This window comes from Pontibacillus sp. HMF3514, assembly GCF_009858175.1.
Lineage (GTDB): Bacteria > Bacillota > Bacilli > Bacillales > BH030062 > Pontibacillus.
The window spans coordinates 3041801-3060387 of sequence record NZ_CP047393.1 but is presented as its reverse complement, the minus strand read 5'-3'; the positions used below and the strand labels follow the sequence as shown (position 1 = coordinate 3060387).

General features: G+C 37.4%; 21 protein-coding genes, 1 pseudogene and 1 riboswitch. Of the genes and pseudogenes, 11 read left to right on the top strand and 11 right to left on the bottom strand.

The window, feature by feature from the left end; translation table 11 throughout:
• Positions 1-142: 142 nt before the first annotated feature.
• Genes GS400_RS15685 through GS400_RS15665 form a run of 5 tightly spaced genes read right to left on the bottom strand, consistent with a single transcriptional unit; the run spans position 143 to position 3717 of the window.
• Entirely contained in the window at positions 143-919 is a 777-nt protein-coding gene (locus GS400_RS15685; RefSeq protein WP_160103324.1) for a TatD family hydrolase, read from the bottom strand.
• The gene (locus GS400_RS15680; protein WP_160103322.1) at positions 916-1653 is read right to left on the bottom strand and encodes an ABC transporter ATP-binding protein; all 738 of its coding nucleotides are present in this window, start codon (positions 1651-1653) and stop codon (positions 916-918) included. The genes GS400_RS15685 and GS400_RS15680 overlap by 4 nt, the downstream gene beginning before the upstream one ends.
• On the bottom strand, positions 1646-2416 hold the full coding sequence (locus GS400_RS15675) for an ABC transporter permease (protein ID WP_160103320.1): 771 nt from the start codon (positions 2414-2416) through the stop codon (positions 1646-1648). The genes GS400_RS15680 and GS400_RS15675 overlap by 8 nt, the downstream gene beginning before the upstream one ends.
• Positions 2413-2706 (bottom strand): thiamine-binding protein, encoded by a 294-nt coding sequence (locus GS400_RS15670; protein ID WP_160103318.1) that lies wholly within the window; start codon positions 2704-2706, stop codon positions 2413-2415. The genes GS400_RS15675 and GS400_RS15670 overlap by 4 nt, the downstream gene beginning before the upstream one ends.
• 6 nt (positions 2707-2712) lie before the next feature.
• Complete coding sequence (locus tag GS400_RS15665; protein ID WP_160103316.1) at positions 2713-3717, bottom strand: ABC transporter substrate-binding protein; 1005 nt, start codon at positions 3715-3717, stop codon at positions 2713-2715.
• A 138-nt stretch (positions 3718-3855) separates the two neighbouring features.
• Positions 3856-3966: riboswitch (TPP riboswitch) on the bottom strand.
• Between the two features lie 409 nt (positions 3967-4375).
• Here GS400_RS15665 and GS400_RS15660 point away from each other — a divergent pair.
• From GS400_RS15660 to GS400_RS15625, 8 genes and pseudogenes are all read left to right on the top strand, one after another.
• A complete protein-coding gene (locus GS400_RS15660) occupies positions 4376-5245 on the top strand; it encodes an SDR family oxidoreductase (protein ID WP_160103314.1) in 870 nt (289 codons plus the stop codon).
• A gap of 168 nt (positions 5246-5413) precedes the next feature.
• Positions 5414-5956, top strand: coding sequence for an RNA polymerase sigma factor (locus GS400_RS15655; RefSeq protein WP_160103312.1), 543 nt, complete (start codon positions 5414-5416; stop codon positions 5954-5956).
• Entirely contained in the window at positions 5925-7274 is a 1350-nt protein-coding gene (locus GS400_RS15650; RefSeq protein ID WP_160103310.1) for a DUF4179 domain-containing protein, read from the top strand. Before GS400_RS15655 ends, GS400_RS15650 begins: the two co-directional genes overlap by 32 nt.
• A 78-nt stretch (positions 7275-7352) precedes the next feature.
• A pseudogene (locus GS400_RS15645) lies at positions 7353-7685 on the top strand (HIT family protein); the annotation flags it as partial.
• Between the two features lie 78 nt (positions 7686-7763).
• On the top strand, positions 7764-8522 hold the full coding sequence (locus tag GS400_RS15640; RefSeq protein ID WP_160103306.1) for a Nif3-like dinuclear metal center hexameric protein: 759 nt from the start codon (positions 7764-7766) through the stop codon (positions 8520-8522).
• A 20-nt stretch (positions 8523-8542) separates the two neighbouring features.
• Complete coding sequence (locus tag GS400_RS15635) at positions 8543-9013, top strand: GNAT family N-acetyltransferase (RefSeq protein ID WP_160103304.1); 471 nt, start codon at positions 8543-8545, stop codon at positions 9011-9013.
• Positions 9014-9134: 121 nt separating this feature from the next.
• Positions 9135-9380, top strand: a complete 246-nt coding sequence (locus GS400_RS15630) for a hypothetical protein (protein ID WP_160103302.1) — start codon at positions 9135-9137, stop codon at positions 9378-9380.
• 100 nt (positions 9381-9480) lie between these two features.
• Complete coding sequence (locus GS400_RS15625) at positions 9481-9819, top strand: hypothetical protein (RefSeq protein ID WP_160103300.1); 339 nt, start codon at positions 9481-9483, stop codon at positions 9817-9819.
• A gap of 44 nt (positions 9820-9863) precedes the next feature.
• Here GS400_RS15625 and GS400_RS15620 read toward each other — a convergent pair whose 3' ends face one another.
• Positions 9864-10241, bottom strand: a complete 378-nt coding sequence (locus GS400_RS15620; protein ID WP_160104656.1) for an SET domain-containing protein — start codon at positions 10239-10241, stop codon at positions 9864-9866.
• A 177-nt stretch (positions 10242-10418) separates the two neighbouring features.
• On the opposite strand from GS400_RS15620, the gene GS400_RS15615 reads away from it, so the two are divergent.
• Together GS400_RS15615 and GS400_RS15610 are read left to right on the top strand one after the other, a co-directional pair.
• Complete coding sequence (locus GS400_RS15615) at positions 10419-10973, top strand: GNAT family N-acetyltransferase (protein WP_160103299.1); 555 nt, start codon at positions 10419-10421, stop codon at positions 10971-10973.
• Positions 10974-11068: 95 nt separating this feature from the next.
• Positions 11069-11605 (top strand): GNAT family N-acetyltransferase, encoded by a 537-nt coding sequence (locus tag GS400_RS15610; RefSeq protein ID WP_160103297.1) that lies wholly within the window; start codon positions 11069-11071, stop codon positions 11603-11605.
• A gap of 164 nt (positions 11606-11769) precedes the next feature.
• Here the strand turns inward: GS400_RS15610 and GS400_RS15605 are convergent, their stop codons facing one another.
• A complete protein-coding gene (locus tag GS400_RS15605) occupies positions 11770-13248 on the bottom strand; it encodes an NAD(P)H-binding protein (RefSeq protein WP_160103295.1) in 1479 nt (492 codons plus the stop codon).
• A 144-nt stretch (positions 13249-13392) separates the two neighbouring features.
• Here GS400_RS15605 and GS400_RS15600 point away from each other — a divergent pair, with 144 nt between their 5' ends.
• Positions 13393-13626 carry a hypothetical protein gene (locus GS400_RS15600; protein ID WP_160103293.1) on the top strand — a complete coding sequence of 78 codons (234 nt, stop codon included), beginning with the start codon at positions 13393-13395 and terminating at the stop codon, positions 13624-13626.
• A gap of 159 nt (positions 13627-13785) precedes the next feature.
• On the opposite strand, the gene GS400_RS15595 is transcribed toward GS400_RS15600, so the two are convergent.
• The 4 genes from GS400_RS15595 to GS400_RS15580 all read right to left on the bottom strand — a co-directional run bounded on the left by GS400_RS15595 (position 13786) and on the right by GS400_RS15580 (position 18546).
• Positions 13786-15204 (bottom strand): glycoside hydrolase family 18 protein, encoded by a 1419-nt coding sequence (locus tag GS400_RS15595; RefSeq protein WP_160103291.1) that lies wholly within the window; start codon positions 15202-15204, stop codon positions 13786-13788.
• A 355-nt stretch (positions 15205-15559) separates the two neighbouring features.
• On the bottom strand, positions 15560-15700 hold the full coding sequence (locus GS400_RS15590) for a hypothetical protein (protein WP_160101295.1): 141 nt from the start codon (positions 15698-15700) through the stop codon (positions 15560-15562).
• Between the two features lie 300 nt (positions 15701-16000).
• Entirely contained in the window at positions 16001-17311 is a 1311-nt protein-coding gene (gene glnA / locus GS400_RS15585) for a type I glutamate--ammonia ligase (RefSeq protein WP_160103289.1), read from the bottom strand.
• Positions 17312-17598: 287 nt separating this feature from the next.
• Positions 17599-18546, bottom strand: coding sequence for a 1,4-dihydroxy-2-naphthoate polyprenyltransferase (locus tag GS400_RS15580; RefSeq protein ID WP_160103287.1), 948 nt, complete (start codon positions 18544-18546; stop codon positions 17599-17601).
• Between the last annotated feature and the right edge of the window lie 41 nt (positions 18547-18587).

Below are 18587 nucleotides of genomic sequence, written 5' to 3'. Positions count from 1 at the left end.
AGACCGCTCAAATATCCCGATCATCACTCAAATCTCGGCAGCAGCACTCATTAAATTTGTGGATCACTCATACCTCTGCAGAACAGCTCAAATCACAATAAAAACAAAAAAGAACTCGCTCCGGCGAGTTCTTTCCAAATATTTAAATCTCATAAAACCTCTTCGTATTTTCTAACAAGACTCCATAAACATCATTCACACTCATTTTCTCTAATTCAGCGATTTTCGCAATAGATTCGTGAATCATCCATGGGTGTGTAAGGGATCCCTTAAACCTCTCTTCAAATGGCCAAGGTCCATCTGTTTCAACCATTAACTGGTTCACTGGATATTGTTCAATCATTCGGTGAATTTCTTTTTCATATAAACAATCAGGTGTAACTGAAATCGAATAACCGTTTTTTATCATACGATCCACAGTCTGATCAGATCCTTTAAACCAGTGAAAATGAGCTTTCTTCACGTTATGTTTCTCCAGTAGATCACACACAGAATCAGCATCCTCATAAATGGCATGGAGTACAATCGGTTTATCTAGAAGGACGGCTTTTTTCACAAAAGTTTCTAAAAGCTCTAAGTAAGGTTTCAGCTCTATCCCACCATGTTCTTTCCTCATATAATATGGCAATCCTACTTCGCCAACTGCAACAATTTGATCTTTATGCACCTCTAACATCTTCAACAATTCATCTGCTTCATCATCTGATGGGAGTGGTTGTTCAGGATGCCATCCAATAGCAGGTTTTACACGTTGATCCAAATGAGCAAGTTCCAAGTTTCTTCTGGCGGACTCAATATGATTCGAAACAGCGATAAGAGCTTCAACGTTTTCATAATCTAAATCTTGTAATATCTTTTCTTGATCTTCTAATCCATACATATCTAAATGAATATGAGCATCTATAATTCGGTGTTTCATGTTATCATCCTTAATTCATTGTAGATCGCTTTTTTCCATTCTAAAAACTCCCCCGTTAGAAGTAACGATTCATCCCTGGGCCTATCAAAAGGGATCTTAAACTCTTTTTTTACTCGCGCTGGTCGGTCTGATAACACAATGACTCGATCAGATAAAAACAATGCTTCTTCAATATTATGCGTTACAAACAAAACTGAACGTTTATATTCATTCCATAAGGAAAGGAGCCATTTTTGCATTTCTAGTCGGGTAAATTCATCGAGAGCAGAAAAAGGTTCATCCAGACATATTAAAGATTGTGGACTTAATAAGCTTCTGATAAAAGCAGCACGTTGCTTCATACCGCCAGACAATTGATGAGGATAAGCGTCCTCATATCCTCCGAGGCCTGCTTTTTGAATCATTTGAAGAGAAGCTTCGCGGTCCTGCTTTCCGACAATCTCACTTCCAAGCATGACGTTATCTAGCAATGTACGCCATGGAAAAAGGGATGGGCTTTGTGGCATGTAGCTAATTGATCCCCTCTTGCCTGCTATCGATTCCCCGTCTAAGTTGATATTCCCCTCATCAGGTTGATAAAGTCCGCCAATCAAGTTAAAAATCGTACTTTTACCACTTCCTGAAGGACCTAATATCGAAACAAATTCAGCATCATGGACATCAAAAGAAATGTCTTCCAGCACACGTGTATCTTCAAATGATTTACCAATCCCTTTTAAGGATAACTCAGCCACTATTCTCAACCCCTTTCGATTTCCAACGAATAAACCACTTTTCTAATGCTGTTATCAAAAGGAAAAATGTTAAGCTCAAAGCCATAATGACAAAAATTGAGACAAATACACGATCCGTTCGGAATGAAGAGGAGGCTAGTGTCATATAAACACCAATCCCTTCTTTTGCACCGAGCCATTCAGAAATAACGGCTCCCATAACACTATAAGTAGCTGAAATTTTCAGACCAGAAAATAATGAAGGAAGCGCATGCGGCCATTCTAACTTCCAAAAAATCTGTCCTTTTGATGCCCCGGCCATTTTCATATAATGCATAAGTTCCGTGCTCGTCTGTCTTAACCCATCAAAGGTTGAAACAGCTATTGGGAAGAAACAGACCAATGTAATGACAATTAACTTAGGAAGCATCCCAAATCCAAACCAAATAACAAGTAGTGGAGCTAGCACAATGATCGGTATATTTTGAGAAAAAATAATGAGTGGGTAAAACATATTTCGAACTGTTGGAATTAAATGTAAGCATATTGCCACGAAAATTCCAAAGCTAGTTCCAATTGCAAATCCTATTAATGTTAGAAGAATAGTAGAATACAAGTGATGTTCATATATAGACCAACCTGATATCCCTTCATCCAACACTTCAGAAGGGGAGGGGATAAGCCAGGCTGGAATTTCAAACATTCGAGTTCCTAGCTCCCAAATGACAAAGAGAAAGATGATGACCAGAAGCGGCCGCCATCCTTTTTGTGCAATATGTCTCATCCTCGATACTTCTCCGTTAACTGATCCATTGACGCTCCACTTGGTTGGTAAAGCACTTTTACTTGGGAGATCACATTACTGCAGCCCATTTGAACCATTTTGTCATTCATTTTCTCAATGACAGAAAAAAGCTCAGAAAGTTCACCTTCCATCGTGGTTTCAAGTGGATGGACTTCATACTTTACGCCAGCTTCCTTAATAACAGAAATGGCCTCATCTACATAAGGGATCACATTGTCTCCATTAGGTGTTTTGGGAAGGATTTGTATGCTTACAAGAGAGTTTGCCATCATTGATCACTCCTTATTTGGTAAGAATTCATTCGTAAATGCATCTTCAGCATTTAATTCTTGGTCAAGTAGGTTATTGTCGTGCATCCAATCCGCATAGTTTTTCCATACGCTTTTCTTTTGCACACCCCACTGCTCTGCGTCATCCTGATACTTTGGAGATAGCCATTTTTGACTTGCCTTCACTAGTTCGGGATCCAGGTCAGGGACAGCTTCAATTAAGATATCTGCAGCCTTTTCAGGTTGATCAATTGCGTATTGATATCCTTTTGAAACTGCTTTAACAAACGCTTTAACGGTGTCTGGATCTTCTTTAATCTTCTTCTCATTCGCAGTCAAAATTGGTGTATAGTAATCTAGTTTCTCAGAATAATCGGTTAGATAAATCATGTTCAGGTCTTTTCCACGTAGTTCTGCTTCTACACCAGTCCAACCGTAATAAACCCATGCAAAATCAATATCTCCACGCTCTGTAGCTGTAAAGAAGTCAGTATTCCCCATGTTAATGATGTCTACTTGATCAATGTCACCACCTTCTTTTTTCATAAGGGTAGAGATCATTTCTTTTTCAACTGGATCTCCCCAGCCGCCGTAAGTTTTACCTTCGAAGTCTTTAGGGGATGTGATATTCCGATTTTCTGGTGAAGCAAAGCCAGACGTATTATGTTGGATAATAGCAGCGATCGATACAACAGGAATATCCTGAATACGAGCTTTTGTTAAAGATTCTTGATAACTTATACCGAAATCTGCCTTGCCAGATGCCACAAGCTGATTTGACCCTGTTTCACTAGGCATAATTATCTCGACATCTAGTCCTTGTTCTTCAAAGTAGCCTTGTTCCTGGGCTACATATAGTCCTGTATGATTCGTATTTGGTGTCCAATCTAATACTAGTGTGATGTCCTTTAATTCTTTAGAAGCTTCTCCACCTTGTGAGTTCGCTTCTTCGTCACTTGAACATGCTCCTAAAATAAATAGAGCCATAATAAAAACAACCCATTTTTTCATTTTGAATCCTCCTCAAAAAGTTGATATTTTGCGTTAATCCATATGTGAAATGAGGTCAAAAGGATTGAGTATGATCCGTAGAAAATGCCAATAAAAAATGCACCCAGGACCATACCTAGGGTGCATATATCAATACATTTATGGATTGAATATGTTTCCTACGCTGGTCTCAACCAGTTCAGGTTCGAAGGGTCAGTATGTTCATGCATACAGTCTCAACCAGCAACACTGGTCCCCCTACATTTCACGAAATTATAGAATTGTAGACTAACGCCTTGTTCATTAATGACTTTGCCATAATCGATTATAGATTGCAAGCGTTTCATTAAAATATAGAAATTAAAGAAGGATTGCTCACAAAAAAACATTTCGAAATCATATAAAACGATAATTGCAACAGGGTGCACCCAATGCATAGGATTTTTGCATTATGCAAATCCGATTTTTGAACACCTAAATGCTTCATTGCTTCGAGAGCTCCGTCCTTATGAGACTTGTACTATATAGACGGTGGTGTTGGTTCTTTAACCTTAGGACTTAATGGTACACTTAAATCAATCATGTTTATTTGACATAACCCCTTTTAAAGTATCAGTTTAGTAAAAAATACGATAGTAAGGATGAATTATGATGAGGAATTTCAGGAAGGTTGGATTTCATGAAACAATTACAAAATAAAGTAGCACTCGTAGCAGGCGCAACTAGAGGAGCTGGGCGAGCTATAGCCATTAAGCTAGGGGAAGCAGGAGCAACCGTTTATGTAACAGGCCGTACGACTAGAGAGCAGCTTTCTCCCATGGAACGTAAAGAAACCATTGAAGACACAGCTGAAAAGGTTACTGAAGCAGGTGGGAAGGGGATTCCGGTTCAGGTTGATCATACAGAAGAATATCAGGTACAAAACCTTTTTGAACAAATAAAAGAAGAGCAAGGTAGGTTACATATTCTAATTAATGATATATGGGGAGGGGATCCTCTAACAGAATGGGGTAAAACCATTGGCGAGCATGATTTGACGAACGGACTTCAAATTCAAAAGCAAGCTGTACATGCTCATTTGATCACGTCTCACTATGGAGTACCTCTCATGAAGAAGGTTGAAGGTGGATTAGTAATTGAAATCACAGATGGCACCAATTATGAGTATCGTGGGAATTTATACTATAGCCTTGCTAAAATCTCAAACATCCACATCGCCCAAGCGATGGCTGCAGATCTCAAAGAGCATGGGATTACGACAGTCGCATTAACACCAGGGTTCCTTCGTTCTGAAGCGATGCTTGATCACTTCGGTGTAACTGAAGGGAACTGGAAAGAAGCAACGAAAATTGATGAGCACTTTATTGCATCTGAGAGCCCTTTTTATATTGGTGAAGCGGTGAAACACCTAGCCATGGACGATGATGTTCAACGATTTAATGGAGAAGCATTAAGTACATGGGGATTATCTGAGGTGTATAAATATAAAGATATCGACGGTTCTCAGCCTCATTGGGGTAAATATTTTGAAGAGAATGTGGAGTTGTAGATTGGACTTACTAGATCCATATTAATTAAGATCCCAGGTCATTAAGATCTGGGATCTTTTTATTACTTTTATTTGAAAAATTTTATAAAATAAATAAATACTTGAAACGAAAACCACTACTCGTTTGTCTTTAATATAGAGAGTCATTGAAAAAAGGGGGGGAGCCCTGTGGATCAGAAAACATTTAAAAAGGTGAAAAAACGTGATGAAGAAGCGTTCTTAGATATGATGAGTCTTTATAAGAATACCGTATATTATACTGCACTGACATATTTTAAGGATGAAGAAAAAGCACTTGAGGCTGTGCAAGAGGTAACATTTAGAGCTTATAAAAACTGTCATAAGATCAAAAAGATATATGCTGTTAAACCGTGGTTAATTCGAATAACGATTAACTATTGTTTAAATGAAATTAAGAAAAATAAACGCTTTGAGCAAGATGATTATTATATTAATAACGTTCCAAAAACAGATGGTGATCATACAACTTCGTTTTTGTTATCAGATGCCATTCAATCGTTAAAGCCTAAATATCAGACAGTAGTTATTCTGAAATATCAACAAGACATGAAAAACCAAGAGATAGCAGAAAGCCTATCTCTACCTGAAGGTACAGTTAAAACATACATCAACAGGGCATTAAAAGAATTGAAAGCCTACATGAAGAAAGGGGGCTTTGATGAAAATGAATCAGGACAACTTTTCCAATGAGTTAGAAGAGAGCTTGAAAACCTTTAAAAAGGAAGGCGTTCCTCAGAAAATTGATTATAAAATTCAAGCAGGATTGGAAAAAGGAAAAAATCGTCGAAAGAGATGGGATAACTGGAAGAATTCTGGTTTATCCGCTGTTGCTGCTTGTATTCTATTTATTCTCTCTGTAAACTTCATCCCTGGTTTCAGCAATCTAGCTGGTAAGGTGCCTGGATTAGATGGGATTGTAGAGCGTGTTAAATATGATGATGGGTTAAAAGACGCTGTTGAAAATGAATACGTACAAGTGATTGATAAGAGTGTTACAAGGGATGGAATAACGTTCACGGTAGATCATATCATTGTAGACAAAAGTAGGTTGATTTTGTTTTACACATTAACAAGGGAAGAATCCAATCGTGAATTAGCGGTAAGAGGTACGAGTGTTATGAATGAAAAAGGAAAGAGACTCAATAACTCCGTGTCTGCTTATGGTGGGAGGCTTTCCTTCGAAGAAAAAGAGTTTTCTGGAAGATTGGATTTTTCATGGAGAGATGAAGTGCATTTTACTGATAAGTTAACACTAACTTTTCAAGTTGAAGAGTTTTATAAAGAGCATCAGGATAAAGGGGAACTAATAGAAAAGCCATTCTCTATAACTTTTCCAATTGATCAGTCAAAGATAGAAGAAAGTAAAACGTATGAGATTAACCAAACTCAATCTATATCAGGGCAATTGATTCATTTTAAAAAATTAGTATCTTATCCTACTCGTGAAGTGTTATATGTAGAGTTTGATCAAGAGAATGATATGAGGTTTTTAAACTTCTATGACCTTCACCTTGAAAATGAAAAAGGAGAGATCGTTTCAAGCCAAGAAGGAGCTCAGACTAGTGGAAACGAACGGAAAATCTACTTAACAGGGAAATACTTTAAAGATCACGAAGCTTTGTATATTGTTTTGACAAAGGCTAGTGCTTTGGATAAAAATAATCAACAGGTAGTTGTAGATTTACAAGAAGAGGAGTTAATCAAAGCTCCAGATCATAAGCTTACCCTTTTTGGCATCAATCGCAATCAGGAAAGTTTCCCAGAAGAAGACTTAGCTCTGCATTTCAAAGTTGATTTAAACGGTGCAGACGAGAATATAACCACCTTTGGACTTTCTAGAAAATTTGAAGATGCTACAGGAAAAGAATATTCGTATAGCGTTCAAAGTTCGTCAAAAAATGATTACTTTATTTATTTAGAAGATAAGAACTATCAAAACCCATTAACATTTGATATTAACCAATACCCAAAATTCATTAATGGAGACATTCGCATAAGAGTTAAATAAAGAGGAAAAGCATGTGACATCTAATCACATGCTTTATTTCTATGCTATAATATTTTCCAAATGAATTGAGGTGACCCCATGGAACAACATTGCTTAGGCTGCTCATTAGCGCAGTCTGAATTACCCGTACATAAAATTTATGAAAATAATTCTATTAGTTGTTTTTTAGACCATGATCCTTATAACGAAGGGCATGTATTAATTTTGCCAAAAGCCCATATCGTTGATTTTGATGAGATGGATGAAGATACAACGAAATCCGTAATGGATGTTACGAAGTTAATATCAAAAGCAGTCAAACTAGCCTATCAACCAGCTGGCATTACAGTTTGCCAAAATGGTGGCATTTTTAACGAGCTCACTCATTACCACATGCATGTAGTTCCTCGTTATAAAGGCGATGATTTTGCTTGAGCAGTGCCTGTCCCCCACTCCGCTAAAGGATTAACGTGGTATGTGGCAGGCACATAATTGAAGGAGGAATAACCCATGGAATTAGAGCAATTTGAAAAACTCATAGAATCTTTATTTTCGAAAGAGTTGTTATTGGAATTTTATGATGACTATGGATTTACTTATAAGACGAATAGATCAATCATCAATATAGGCTATGCCACAAACTTATCTCTTGAAACGATAGATGAAGCGATAAAAAACGATATAGACTTGATGATCACACATCATGATGCCTGGGACTTCCTTTATGGCCTTAGGGAAGAGTGTGTAAAGCAATTAGAGAAGCATCAAATCAGCCACTTTTTTATACATGGCCCGTTAGACTTCATTGATTTTGGTACCTGTACATCGTTAATGGATGTGTTAGGTATTGATGAGATTAAGAAATTTGCGACATTCAATGATGAGGAATTCCCTGCAGTTGGAGAGTTTTTTGAAGAGATTGAATTCAATTCACTTGTAGAAAAAATAAGAAGTGAATTACAAGAGCCTGTACGAGCATGGCGGCATCATCATGGTAAGGTGAAAAGGATTGGTATATTAACGGGTGCAGGCCATTCATCAGATGTTATAAAGAAAGCTCTTGAAGAAGGATGCGATACATACATAACTGGAGAGGCCACCCTATACACGATTCAATATGCTAAATTTGTTGGGGTTAACCTTTTAGTAGGTAGTCATACATTCACCGAAATCTTTGGTGTGGAAAGCTTAGCAAAAAAAGTGAGAGAAGCTTTTCCAGATACAGAAATTGCTAGATTGAAAGAAGAGCATTTTGAATTGAATCATTAAGCATTCATGGAGGCGTACATATGGACATAAGACTAGAAAAAGCAACAGAGGCTGATGCTAGTATGATTTTTAATATACAACTAGAAGCTTTTCAACCGTTATTAGATAAGTATCAAGATATAAAAACAAATCCTGCAAACGAGTCGATTGATCGTGTGCTTACGAGAATTAAGAATCCTAGCGGGGGCTTTTTTAAAATCTATGCTAATGGTTTTGTTGCTGGAGCAATATGTGTGACAAGAGAAAATGAAACTGCTCATTACTGGATTAGTCCTATGTTTATTTTACCAGAGTACCAACGACAGGGAATTGCGCAAAGATCTCTATCCCTTTTAGAAGATATGTTCCCTGAAGCGGAAATGTGGAAGTTAGCCACTATTTTAGAAGAAAAGAGAAATGTTCACCTATATGAAAAAATCGGATATGTAAGAATCGGTGAAGATAAGAAGTTAAATGAACATGCTACATTAGGTTATTTTCATAAGTATTAGAAAGGATTTGATCCATAGGAGCAGCTAGGAAGGTGAAATTATAATGAAAAGCCTTTATTATTCTCTGGTAATGTGTATATTCATTCTATCATCTTGTAGTTTTAATTCAGAAAGCAGTACCGTGCCGAAACATGTTAAGAGTGTATTTAAAGAAGTTGGAATTGTATTTGAAGAACAAACGAATACGTCTAAAACATTTACTGTAAGCGGTGCAGATGAAAAACAGTTTAAGTTCGAAGGTGGAACCATTTATCTTATATATGACTATGAAGAGAAAGAGAAAATAATAGATCAATTAAATAAAGTACTTGCTGAAACAGAGTTTCCTTTCTCCGTTAAAAAGCTTTATAAAGAAACTTTAGCATGATTTATGTTCCAACCCGTAACGATGCTAAAACAGATCAAAAAATTCAGGCTGTAATTTCGAAGTTTATGAATAATACAGAAGAGTTGAAAAGGGGGATAGAATGAATACGTATATGAAGTCAGAGATTAAAGCATTATTAATTGTTTTAATAACCATATTAAGCTTGCTTGCAACGATTTTCTTTACTTGGTCTTTAATGAAGTCAGATTACTATGGTGTTCTAACTGATCTTGAAGGAAATAAATTCATTTTAGAGCCATTAAATGTAGACCATGAGGCAGAGTATAGTGTACATGAAATTTATTTTAACGAGGATACAAAGGTCAAGGGAAGAGGAGATGGTATCGGTGACTTAAAAGAAGGGCAAGAATTAAAACTTTGGGTAGATAAAGTTGATCATAATAAAGTAGCGAATACAATTACAATTATGAATAAGTAAAAAGCCTAACTTCTCTTAATGATACTAGAGAAATTAGGCTTTTATTAATCTTCGTTAAACCAGAGTGGAGAATCGTTTTCAATCTCACCATTATAGTTAATAAGAATTTCTTCACCGGCTTTAATATCCTTGTGAGCATAAAATTCAAAAGTGTGGTTTGTGAAGTTTATTTCGTAATCTGCATTTGGCGTGTAGGAATGGTTAAACATCATACCAAAACCTAAAAGAAATGCTGAGTGGTTTTCCCCGTACTCAAACACATAATCAGCCAGATGTGTTTTTTCAATGTGCACATGCTCTTCATTTGGATAAGGAAGTACAGGTGCTTCGTGAAAAAGCTGACCCTTTGCTATATCGCACTTAGCGAATACGCCTTTATCAAACTCATCGTCGTTAATTGTAGAAGTTTTTAATTCAATCATGTTCTCACCTACGCTTTTTGTCATTCTTGTCAGTCCAATTAACCTTCTTCCTAGTCTGACACGTTATAGGTAAGGAAGCAATTGTTTAAATTTTCTATCATTAGTAATTTGAGTGATAAGAAAAAATTTGAAATAATCATTTATAGTCAAGTATAAATGATGGAAGGTGTATTATAGTTGTCCAACCGACTAAAGGTATTCGAGGGAAAAAACATCTACCTTAGACCAATGGAGGTTAAGGATGCAGAGGTGTTATATCATTCTTTCAACGACCCTGAAAATATGAGACTAACCGGAACGCATCGAGCATTTTCTCATAATGAAATCGAGAGTATTCTTCAAAGTCTATCACAAGATAAAGGTCGTATAAGCTTTGCTATAGTAACTCAGGAAGATAATCAAGTAATTGGGGATATTGGCTTTAATGATATCCAACCGCCATATAATCGTAGCGCAGAATTAGGAATTGCTATTTTTAGCTCCTATACAAACAGCGGATATGGTACTGAGGCTATGAAACTCATGCTAGAGTATGGGTTTGGGGTTCTGAACTTACACCGAATTGAGTTAGAGGTATATTCATTTAATGAGCGAGCGATTCATGTTTATGAAAAATTAGGATTTCAGATTGAGGGTATTAAACGAGATGTCGTGTATTACAATCACCATTACTATAATTCTACGATCATGAGTATGTTAGAAAATGATTATCGTGATTTATATATCAATTAAGGGACTTATCCTACCAGGGTGAGTGCCTTTTTTGTAACATTTGCACAAATGAATACGTCTTATTATTAAAGTAGGACTGTAGAGAGGGTGAGGAAATGAAAATACTACAAAACGATGAATTACTAGTACGAAACATACATAAAGATGATATTACGTTATTAGGTAAATGGTTGTCCAATCCTAAAGTATTAGAGTTTTATGAAGGAAGAGATAAGCATTTTGATTATGAAAAGATTGATAGTAAATTTCTTGATAGGTCAGACAATGTAAATAGATGTATTGTTGAGTACGAAGGAAATAAGGTAGGTTATATTCAATTTTATACATTAGATCATGAAACTAAATCAGAATATGGGTACAAGAATAATGAGCTTATATTTGGTTTAGACCAATTCATAGGTGAAGTGGAATTGTGGAATCAAGGAATTGGACGTAAATTGATTCAATCCGTGACAACGTACTTAATTGAGAACCATGAAGCGGATATTGTTGTTATGGATCCTCAAAAGTCTAATATGAGAGCGATTAAATGCTATGAAAAGTGTCATTTTATTAAGGTAAAGGAATTACATCAACATGAACTTCACGAAGGAGAATTTCGTGACTGTTACTTAATGGAATATAAAGTGTGAGTTAATTGGGGGGGATATGAGTAAGCTCACTTAATGGATGGTGTTAAGATACTGTTAAGGTTTAGATTTAAGAAAAGTTATTACATTGAACGCTAAAAAAGCTTCCTGAGTAATAAAAATGTTACCGTGTTGGGGCTTGAGTTCGCAATACGGTACCAGAATGATTATCGAAGAACTTTTTCTTTTTCAGTTCTAATTTGTGTTTGTGGAATTCGTTTTTCCTCAAGGGTTTCTCCTTGTTTAATACAATTTTTTAAATGTCTCTTGAATTGATACATAACCCAAAGGTGAGCTTTTGCTTGTGTATATTTGTAAATAAACCATGGAAGGGATGGCATGTAATCGTGAATGGCAACAATACATTCTTGTCCACCAGGGATTTGACGAAATTCCAGACGCCCCCGCTCATTCTTCTCAGCATTCTCGAATATGCCACCTGTTATATAATAAAGGACACGATTCGGAGTGCTTCTTTCAGGAGAGTAACTTAGCTCAAGTAAAGGAAGGTTACTGAACATAATACATATCTGACAGTTTTGGTCTTCATCTTCTTCTACCCTTAAGAATGGCGATACTAAGTGAGATAGCCAAGTTGTATAATATCTAGCTACCCATAATGCATTTTTCCCTTCTGGTATAGGAATACGTTGGACAGAGCGCACATCATATTGAATGATAGGTGTTTTGGGTTTAAGGGTTTTCTTCGCCGCATCCTGCTCTCTTTTTTCCTCCTTAAGTGAAGTACACGCTGCTTCTTTAAATGGGATTTTTCCATAGCTTACGTCTTTTGACATGTTTTCAGGCTGAGCAGTCATAGGGTATGACAAGCTCTCGATTAAAGGATATACCATTTCTTTAGAAGATCCAGTTACTAAACTTACCCACAATCTAGAGAGTTTGATCGATAGAAAAGGAACGTTAATAAATATTGGCTTCTTCCCCATAACCTCAGCTGTCTGGTGCATCATATCTTTGTATGTCATCACTTCAGGTCCTCCAACATCAATGGACTCACCAGATAATTGAGGATTCCCAATGCTGTAATCTAAGGCATGCAACACATCTGGGAGTGCGATGGGATGTGTTTTCGTTCTCGTCCATTTTGGAAGTGTCATGACAGGTAGTCTACGAACAAGTTTTGCGAGAATCGGAAAAGAAGATCCTTTAGGTCCAACAATGAGACCAGCTCGAATAGTAGTAACAGGAACCTCGTAGGAACCTAATATCTTTTCTACCTCTAAACGACTTTGTAAGTGGCGGGATAATGTACGTGATTTTGGAATTAGGCCACTTAAATAAACAATCTGTTTAACTCCCTGTCTTTGAGCGGCTTGAGCAAAATTATCCGCTAAAATAATATCCATGTCTTCAAAAGATCCTTGCGTTAATTTAGCAGAGGGCTTCATGGAATGTACGAGGTACACAGCAAAATCGGCACCTTTAAGACCTTTCTCAGCATCCGAGAGAGAAAATAAATCACACGAGCGCCACGTGACATGCTCTGTATCTTCATGTTTGTCACCATTTCGTGATAGAGCAATAACATCAGCGAATTTGGTCAATTTTCTTAATAGGTTCTGTCCAATATACCCACTAGCCCCAGTTAAAGCGACCACTGGGCGTTCTCCAAATTGACTGTTCATTACCGTTCACTCCTAAAAAGGTAGTTTGTTCTCATCATACCCTTTTCTGTAAGGGGTGTAACAGTAGAAAGCATAGATTCAAAACCTTCTCCTCATTCGTGTAAAATTCTTGCATGGTAGGATCTTCTTTAGGGAGGAATGGACATGAAGAGTTGGATTAAACGAGTTCTAATTTATAAAGGTATTTGGTTGTTCTCGATGATCATTGTATTTTCAACATCATTTGAAGGAGAAAGAATTGAAACGAGGGAGGAGTTGGCAAGTGCTTTTCCGATAAAAACGGGTTTTCCTCTTCGTTTTGCTGAATTGAAGTATCCTGAAATCGATATCCACCACTTCCATGGAACTATAATGGGAGCTGTTGCTATCACGAAATAACTTCCTGGCCAAATTATTGGCTCTCGGTATTGATTGTTTTTGTTTTCTTCCTCTTGTTAACTGAAGCTGTTCGTTATCTTCTTAGGAGATATAGACATTAAAAATCGCAACGTCATCTAAGACGTTGCGATTTCCTATTTTGGGAGGCGTTTTTGTTTATCATGTTTCAATTTTTTTGGTATTAAATCGATCTTGAAGTAACACCCAGTTTTGAGAAAATGGAAATCCTAGCTCCCAATAACTTAACCCTCTCAAATTGTTGTCTGTAACGAGGTCAAATTTGGCTTGAGTACTTCTTGCATCCTCGAACCAGACTTCATGTTGTCGTCCTTGTTCATCGTAGTACCTGAAGAAAGGCGATTGCGTTAATTCATCATATTGGATATCGGCATTATATTTAGCAGCTCTTCGAATAGCTTCTTGCATATCAAAGGTTTCAGCTTCTTGACCTTCTTGGTGTGGCAGGAGCCAGTCGCGTGCATATAATTGGAATCCTAAAAGAATCTTTTCCGGAGGCATCACAGTTAAAGCATATTGAACAACATCTTCCATTTGGTTAACAGGTGAAATGGCTTGTGGCGGCCCTAATCGGTAACCCCATTCATACGTCATTAATACTACAAAATCAGCGATTCTTCCATGAGCTTCGTAGTCATGCGCCTCATATAACAAACCTTTCTTTTCTGCACTTTCTTTAGGTGCTAACGAAGTAGAAACAAAATATCCTAATGGTTTCAAACGGTCCACAGAACGTTGGAGGAATTTATTATAGTTCTCCTTATCTTCTGGATATACATTTTCAAAGTCTATATTAATTCCTTGATACCCTTTGTTTTGCATCACATTAACGATATTATCGAGTAACGTGTTTTGTAGTTCCGTGCTAGAGAGTATAGTCTGAGCTAAATCAGAACCAGGATCCGTTGGAGTGAAGTTCGTAATACTCATCATAGGTACAACATTGTTGTTTTGAGCTGCTTGAATAATAGGGGTGTCATTGATTGAATCTAAACTTCCATCTTGTTTCATTGTGTAAACAAAGGGTGTGATATAGGTTAAAGCAGAGGCTCTTTCCCTTGTGAGCTGAGCTCCTTCTTCTCCCATTTTTGTGACGAAAGCATTTACCTCAATTGTTGGTTTCGGATAAGGGATGACTAAACTCATACCAGGTGATATAGCGCTTGGATCTTGAATTTGATTTTCTGTAACGATTGCATTTACGGAAACACCGTATTGCTGAGCGATTTGTGAGAGGTTTTCTCCAGGTTGAACCACGTGTGTTCTGGCTGGTATAACGATCTTCATTCCTGGACTGATAGATGATGGGTCACTTAATTGTTGATTCGCTTGAATGATGGATTGGGGTGACACACCGTATTGTTGAGCGATTTGCCAAAGTGATTCGCCACTTTTTACAGTGTGTTGCTTAGCAGGTATAGGAATAACTAAAGACTGACCGACGACTAATTGATTAGGGTTAGGTAATTCATTAATAGTGGAAATATCAGAGTAACTAACTCCGTAACGGTTTGCAATTTGCCACAAGGAATCTCCTTTTTGGACTACATGAATAATCAAAGTACGTCCTCCTCTAAGATGACATTCATAATACAAATGTATTCGAATAAATGGGATACATGTATAGGAATGGGAATATTCTGTGAGGATTAAGGGAGGAAAGATACTTAGTGGCATTTTTCATTATAGCCCCCTTATCTTGAAGACTTGGAATCGAGATAAGTTGAGAGCAGTCCGTTGCTTTTATGAGAGGTAGGGGTTCAGAGAAACGGCAATACTCCTGTGGAAGACCAGCTGAGCCTCCTCGTTCACTCCGTTCTCTGTGGGGTCTCATCTGCCCTTTCTACCACTGGAGTTTGCCGTTTCCTTCCCCCCTTTGCGTTTATGAAGAATAACGGACCCTAGTGTGTGAGTTCTAAACCTTACGGACATTTATTCCGTTATTTTGAACTTTTAAGGCATTTCGAGAGTCGTTACGGACATATGGTACCTTATTTGTGACAAATTGGGGTTTTTCAAGGTGATTTGATGCAAATAACGGAATAAATGTCCGCAAGCATTTCCTCACATTCTCTCTGCGGTTCAGTTAATCACCATTCGGCTAAGGTGGGCTTGGGAACGGGTTGACTCCTCCGGAAAAACGGGCGAGCGAGACCCCGCAAGAAGCGTAGCGGATGAGGAGGCTCGATCGTTCGTCCGGGGAAAGCAACCCGTTCCCAAGCCCACCGCACTCCACAATAGCAACGGAACCGCCTATCTCACTAAAACAGTTATTCCATATTACTGCCATATAACTGAATAAAGCATAAAAAAAGCAGATGTGAAATGTTCACATCTGCTTTATCTTTACTATTAATTAATTGTGCATATATTTATCCATTTCCCACTTACTAACTTGTAGGGAATACTCAGACCATTCTGCTTCTTTTTCTTTAATGAATACACAAGAAGTGTGCTCACCTAGTGCATTCATAAGAAGTTCATCCTTCTGAAGTGCAGTAATAGCTTCTTTTAAGTTAGTCGGTAATGTTGGTACGCTTTCGTCTTCAACCTCATAAAGGTTACGAGTCTCTGCCTCACCAGCATCTAGACCTTTGCGGATTCCTTCAAGACCAGCTTGAATTAAAACAGCTAAAGTTAAATACGGATTGGCGGACGGATCTGGGTTACGAACTTCGAATCGTGTACCAAGACCACGTGTATTTGGTACGCGAATCATACAAGAACGGTTAGAGTGAGACCATGCAACACTTACAGGTGCTTCGTAACCAGGTACTAGACGTTTGTAAGAGTTAACACTTGGGTTTGTAATAGCTGCAATTGCGTTTGCATGTTTCAAAATACCAGCCATAAACTGTTTCATTGTTTCAGAAACGCCATCTTCAGCTGTCTCGTCATAGAAAGCACTCTCGCCATCTTTGAATAAGGATAAGTGAGCGTGCATTCCTGAACCGTTCTCACCGCTGATTGGTTTAGGCATGAACGTTGCGTGATAATCGTGGTTTGTAGCCACGTCTTTTACAACGCTCTTGAATGTTTGGATATTGTCTGCTGTTTTCAGCATATCATCAAAACGGAAGTTGATTTCGTGTTGTCCTTGAGCTACCTCGTGGTGAGAAGCTTCCATTTGGAAACCGAACTTCTTAAGTGTACGAACGATGTCACGGCGTACGGAATCACCTTTGTCTTTAGGTGAAGCGTCAAAATAACCACCACGGTCGTTCATTTTACGGATTGGGTAACCTTCTTCATTCAATTTGAATAGGAAGAATTCAGGTTCAGGACCAACATTAATAGTGTAACCCATGTTTTCTGCTTCTTGCATTGCGCGTTTAAGAATGTAGCGAGGGTCACCTTCGAATGGTGTACCATCTGGTTTATAAATGTCACAAATAAATCGTGCAGTTGGTTCTTCAGAAACGATTGAAGGTAGTACTTTAAATGTATCTAAATCAGGGTATAGATACATGTCACTTTCTTGAATGTCAGAGAAACCAACGATGGACGAACTGTCAAACATCGCTTCATTATCTAGGATATTCTCAAGTTCTTCAACTGGTAGTTCAACGTTTTTTGTGTAACCAAGCATATCTGTGAATTCAAGTAGGATGAATTCTACTCCATGTTCTTGTACTTCTTTTTTGATGAGTTCTTTAGTATTAGCCATAAGATCTCCTCGCTTTGTTTTTTGTTGTTACACATTTATGTATATGAGTAACAATTTTTATTATGTCAGGAAACATTACATGTAGTGTAACCTAAAGCTGACATATGGTCAATAATTACCCGGAAAAAATTTTATTAAACTTAAAATTTTTAATTTGAACAGTAAATATCAGCATTTTTATATTACCCACGATAATGATTTATAATGGATGTAAAATATTACATAACCTGATTTGGTATATAAAAAACCTCCAAGCTTATCCATAAAGCTTGGAGGTTTTTGAGTGACTAAATTGAGAATGGTATAAGTAACTGGATTAAAATAGATACTCCCAATAAGAAACCAAAAATCGTATTTGTTTGAGCGGTATATTTCATAGCTGGCATCATTTCAAGTGGCGTATTACCTGATTTAAACACATGGATAGCGCCAATTGTTTTAGGTAGTGCTAAAAGTACGATAGCTGACCAAATCGGTAAGATACCGAGGACAATGTATATGCCTACTGAGCCATAGGCAGTGATGAAAAGAACTTTTAGGAATTGTATAGCTCCGCGTTTTCCTAATAGAATGGCGATCGTTTTTCGACCATTCTTTTTGTCCCCTTCTAAATCTCGAATGTTATTGGCAAGCAGGATTGCTCCAATAAGTATAGCTACAGGAATTGATACAAATAGAACTGAATAGGATAAAGATAATGTTTGAATATAATAGCTGATACCAATGATAACTGTTCCCATGAAGAAACCTGCTACCACTTCACCAAATGGCGTGTAAGCAATTGGATATGGACCACCTGTGTAAAGGTAGCCAAAGGCCATGGAGATAGCTCCGATAGCAGCAATCCACCATGTAGTAGCTATACAAATAAAAACACCAAGTAACATAGCTGTACCAAAGAATCCGAGTGCGAGACCAAGTACGGTTTTAGGGGAGATTCCATCCCTAACAATAGTCCCTCCGATACCTATAGATTGCTCTGTATCCAATCCTCGTACATAATCATAGTATTCATTAAACATATTTGTTGCAGCCTGAATTAAAATAGAAGCAAAAAGCATTGCTGCAAATAATGGTAAGTTAATAGATTCTTCGAGGCTTGCTAACATCGTTCCAATGAATACAGGGACAAAAGCTGCAGTTAATGTGTGAGGTCTTAGTAATCTCCACCAAACTTGCCAGCCTTTTCGTTCATTTAATGCTGATTGTATGTCTTTTTTATTCATGTTCGTCATGGTTCTTCTCTCCCTTTGTATGAAGGCTATGTTCATACATA

Bases quoted from the DNA above. Each gene is read 5' to 3' on its own strand.
- GS400_RS15600 (WP_160103293.1), top strand. From the start codon at position 13,393: ATGAAGAGTTGGATTAAACGAGTTCTAATTTATAAAGGTATTTGGTTG.
- GS400_RS15665 (WP_160103316.1), bottom strand. From the start codon at position 3,717: ATGAAAAAATGGGTTGTTTTTATTATGGCTCTATTTATTTTAGGAGCA.
- GS400_RS15605 (WP_160103295.1), bottom strand. From the start codon at position 13,248: ATGAACAGTCAATTTGGAGAACGCCCAGTGGTCGCTTTAACTGGGGCT.
- GS400_RS15670 (WP_160103318.1), bottom strand. From the start codon at position 2,706: ATGGCAAACTCTCTTGTAAGCATACAAATCCTTCCCAAAACACCTAAT.
- GS400_RS15685 (WP_160103324.1), bottom strand. From the start codon at position 919: ATGAAACACCGAATTATAGATGCTCATATTCATTTAGATATGTATGGA.
- GS400_RS15620 (WP_160104656.1), bottom strand. From the start codon at position 10,241: ATGATTGAATTAAAAACTTCTACAATTAACGACGATGAGTTTGATAAA.
- GS400_RS15675 (WP_160103320.1), bottom strand. From the start codon at position 2,416: ATGAGACATATTGCACAAAAAGGATGGCGGCCGCTTCTGGTCATCATC.
- GS400_RS15580 (WP_160103287.1), bottom strand. From the start codon at position 18,546: ATGACGAACATGAATAAAAAAGACATACAATCAGCATTAAATGAACGA.
- GS400_RS15660 (WP_160103314.1), top strand. From the start codon at position 4,376: ATGAAACAATTACAAAATAAAGTAGCACTCGTAGCAGGCGCAACTAGA.
- GS400_RS15635 (WP_160103304.1), top strand. From the start codon at position 8,543: ATGGACATAAGACTAGAAAAAGCAACAGAGGCTGATGCTAGTATGATT.
- GS400_RS15610 (WP_160103297.1), top strand. From the start codon at position 11,069: ATGAAAATACTACAAAACGATGAATTACTAGTACGAAACATACATAAA.
- GS400_RS15625 (WP_160103300.1), top strand. From the start codon at position 9,481: ATGAATACGTATATGAAGTCAGAGATTAAAGCATTATTAATTGTTTTA.
- glnA (WP_160103289.1), bottom strand. From the start codon at position 17,311: ATGGCTAATACTAAAGAACTCATCAAAAAAGAAGTACAAGAACATGGA.
- GS400_RS15640 (WP_160103306.1), top strand. From the start codon at position 7,764: ATGGAATTAGAGCAATTTGAAAAACTCATAGAATCTTTATTTTCGAAA.
- GS400_RS15650 (WP_160103310.1), top strand. From the start codon at position 5,925: ATGAAAATGAATCAGGACAACTTTTCCAATGAGTTAGAAGAGAGCTTG.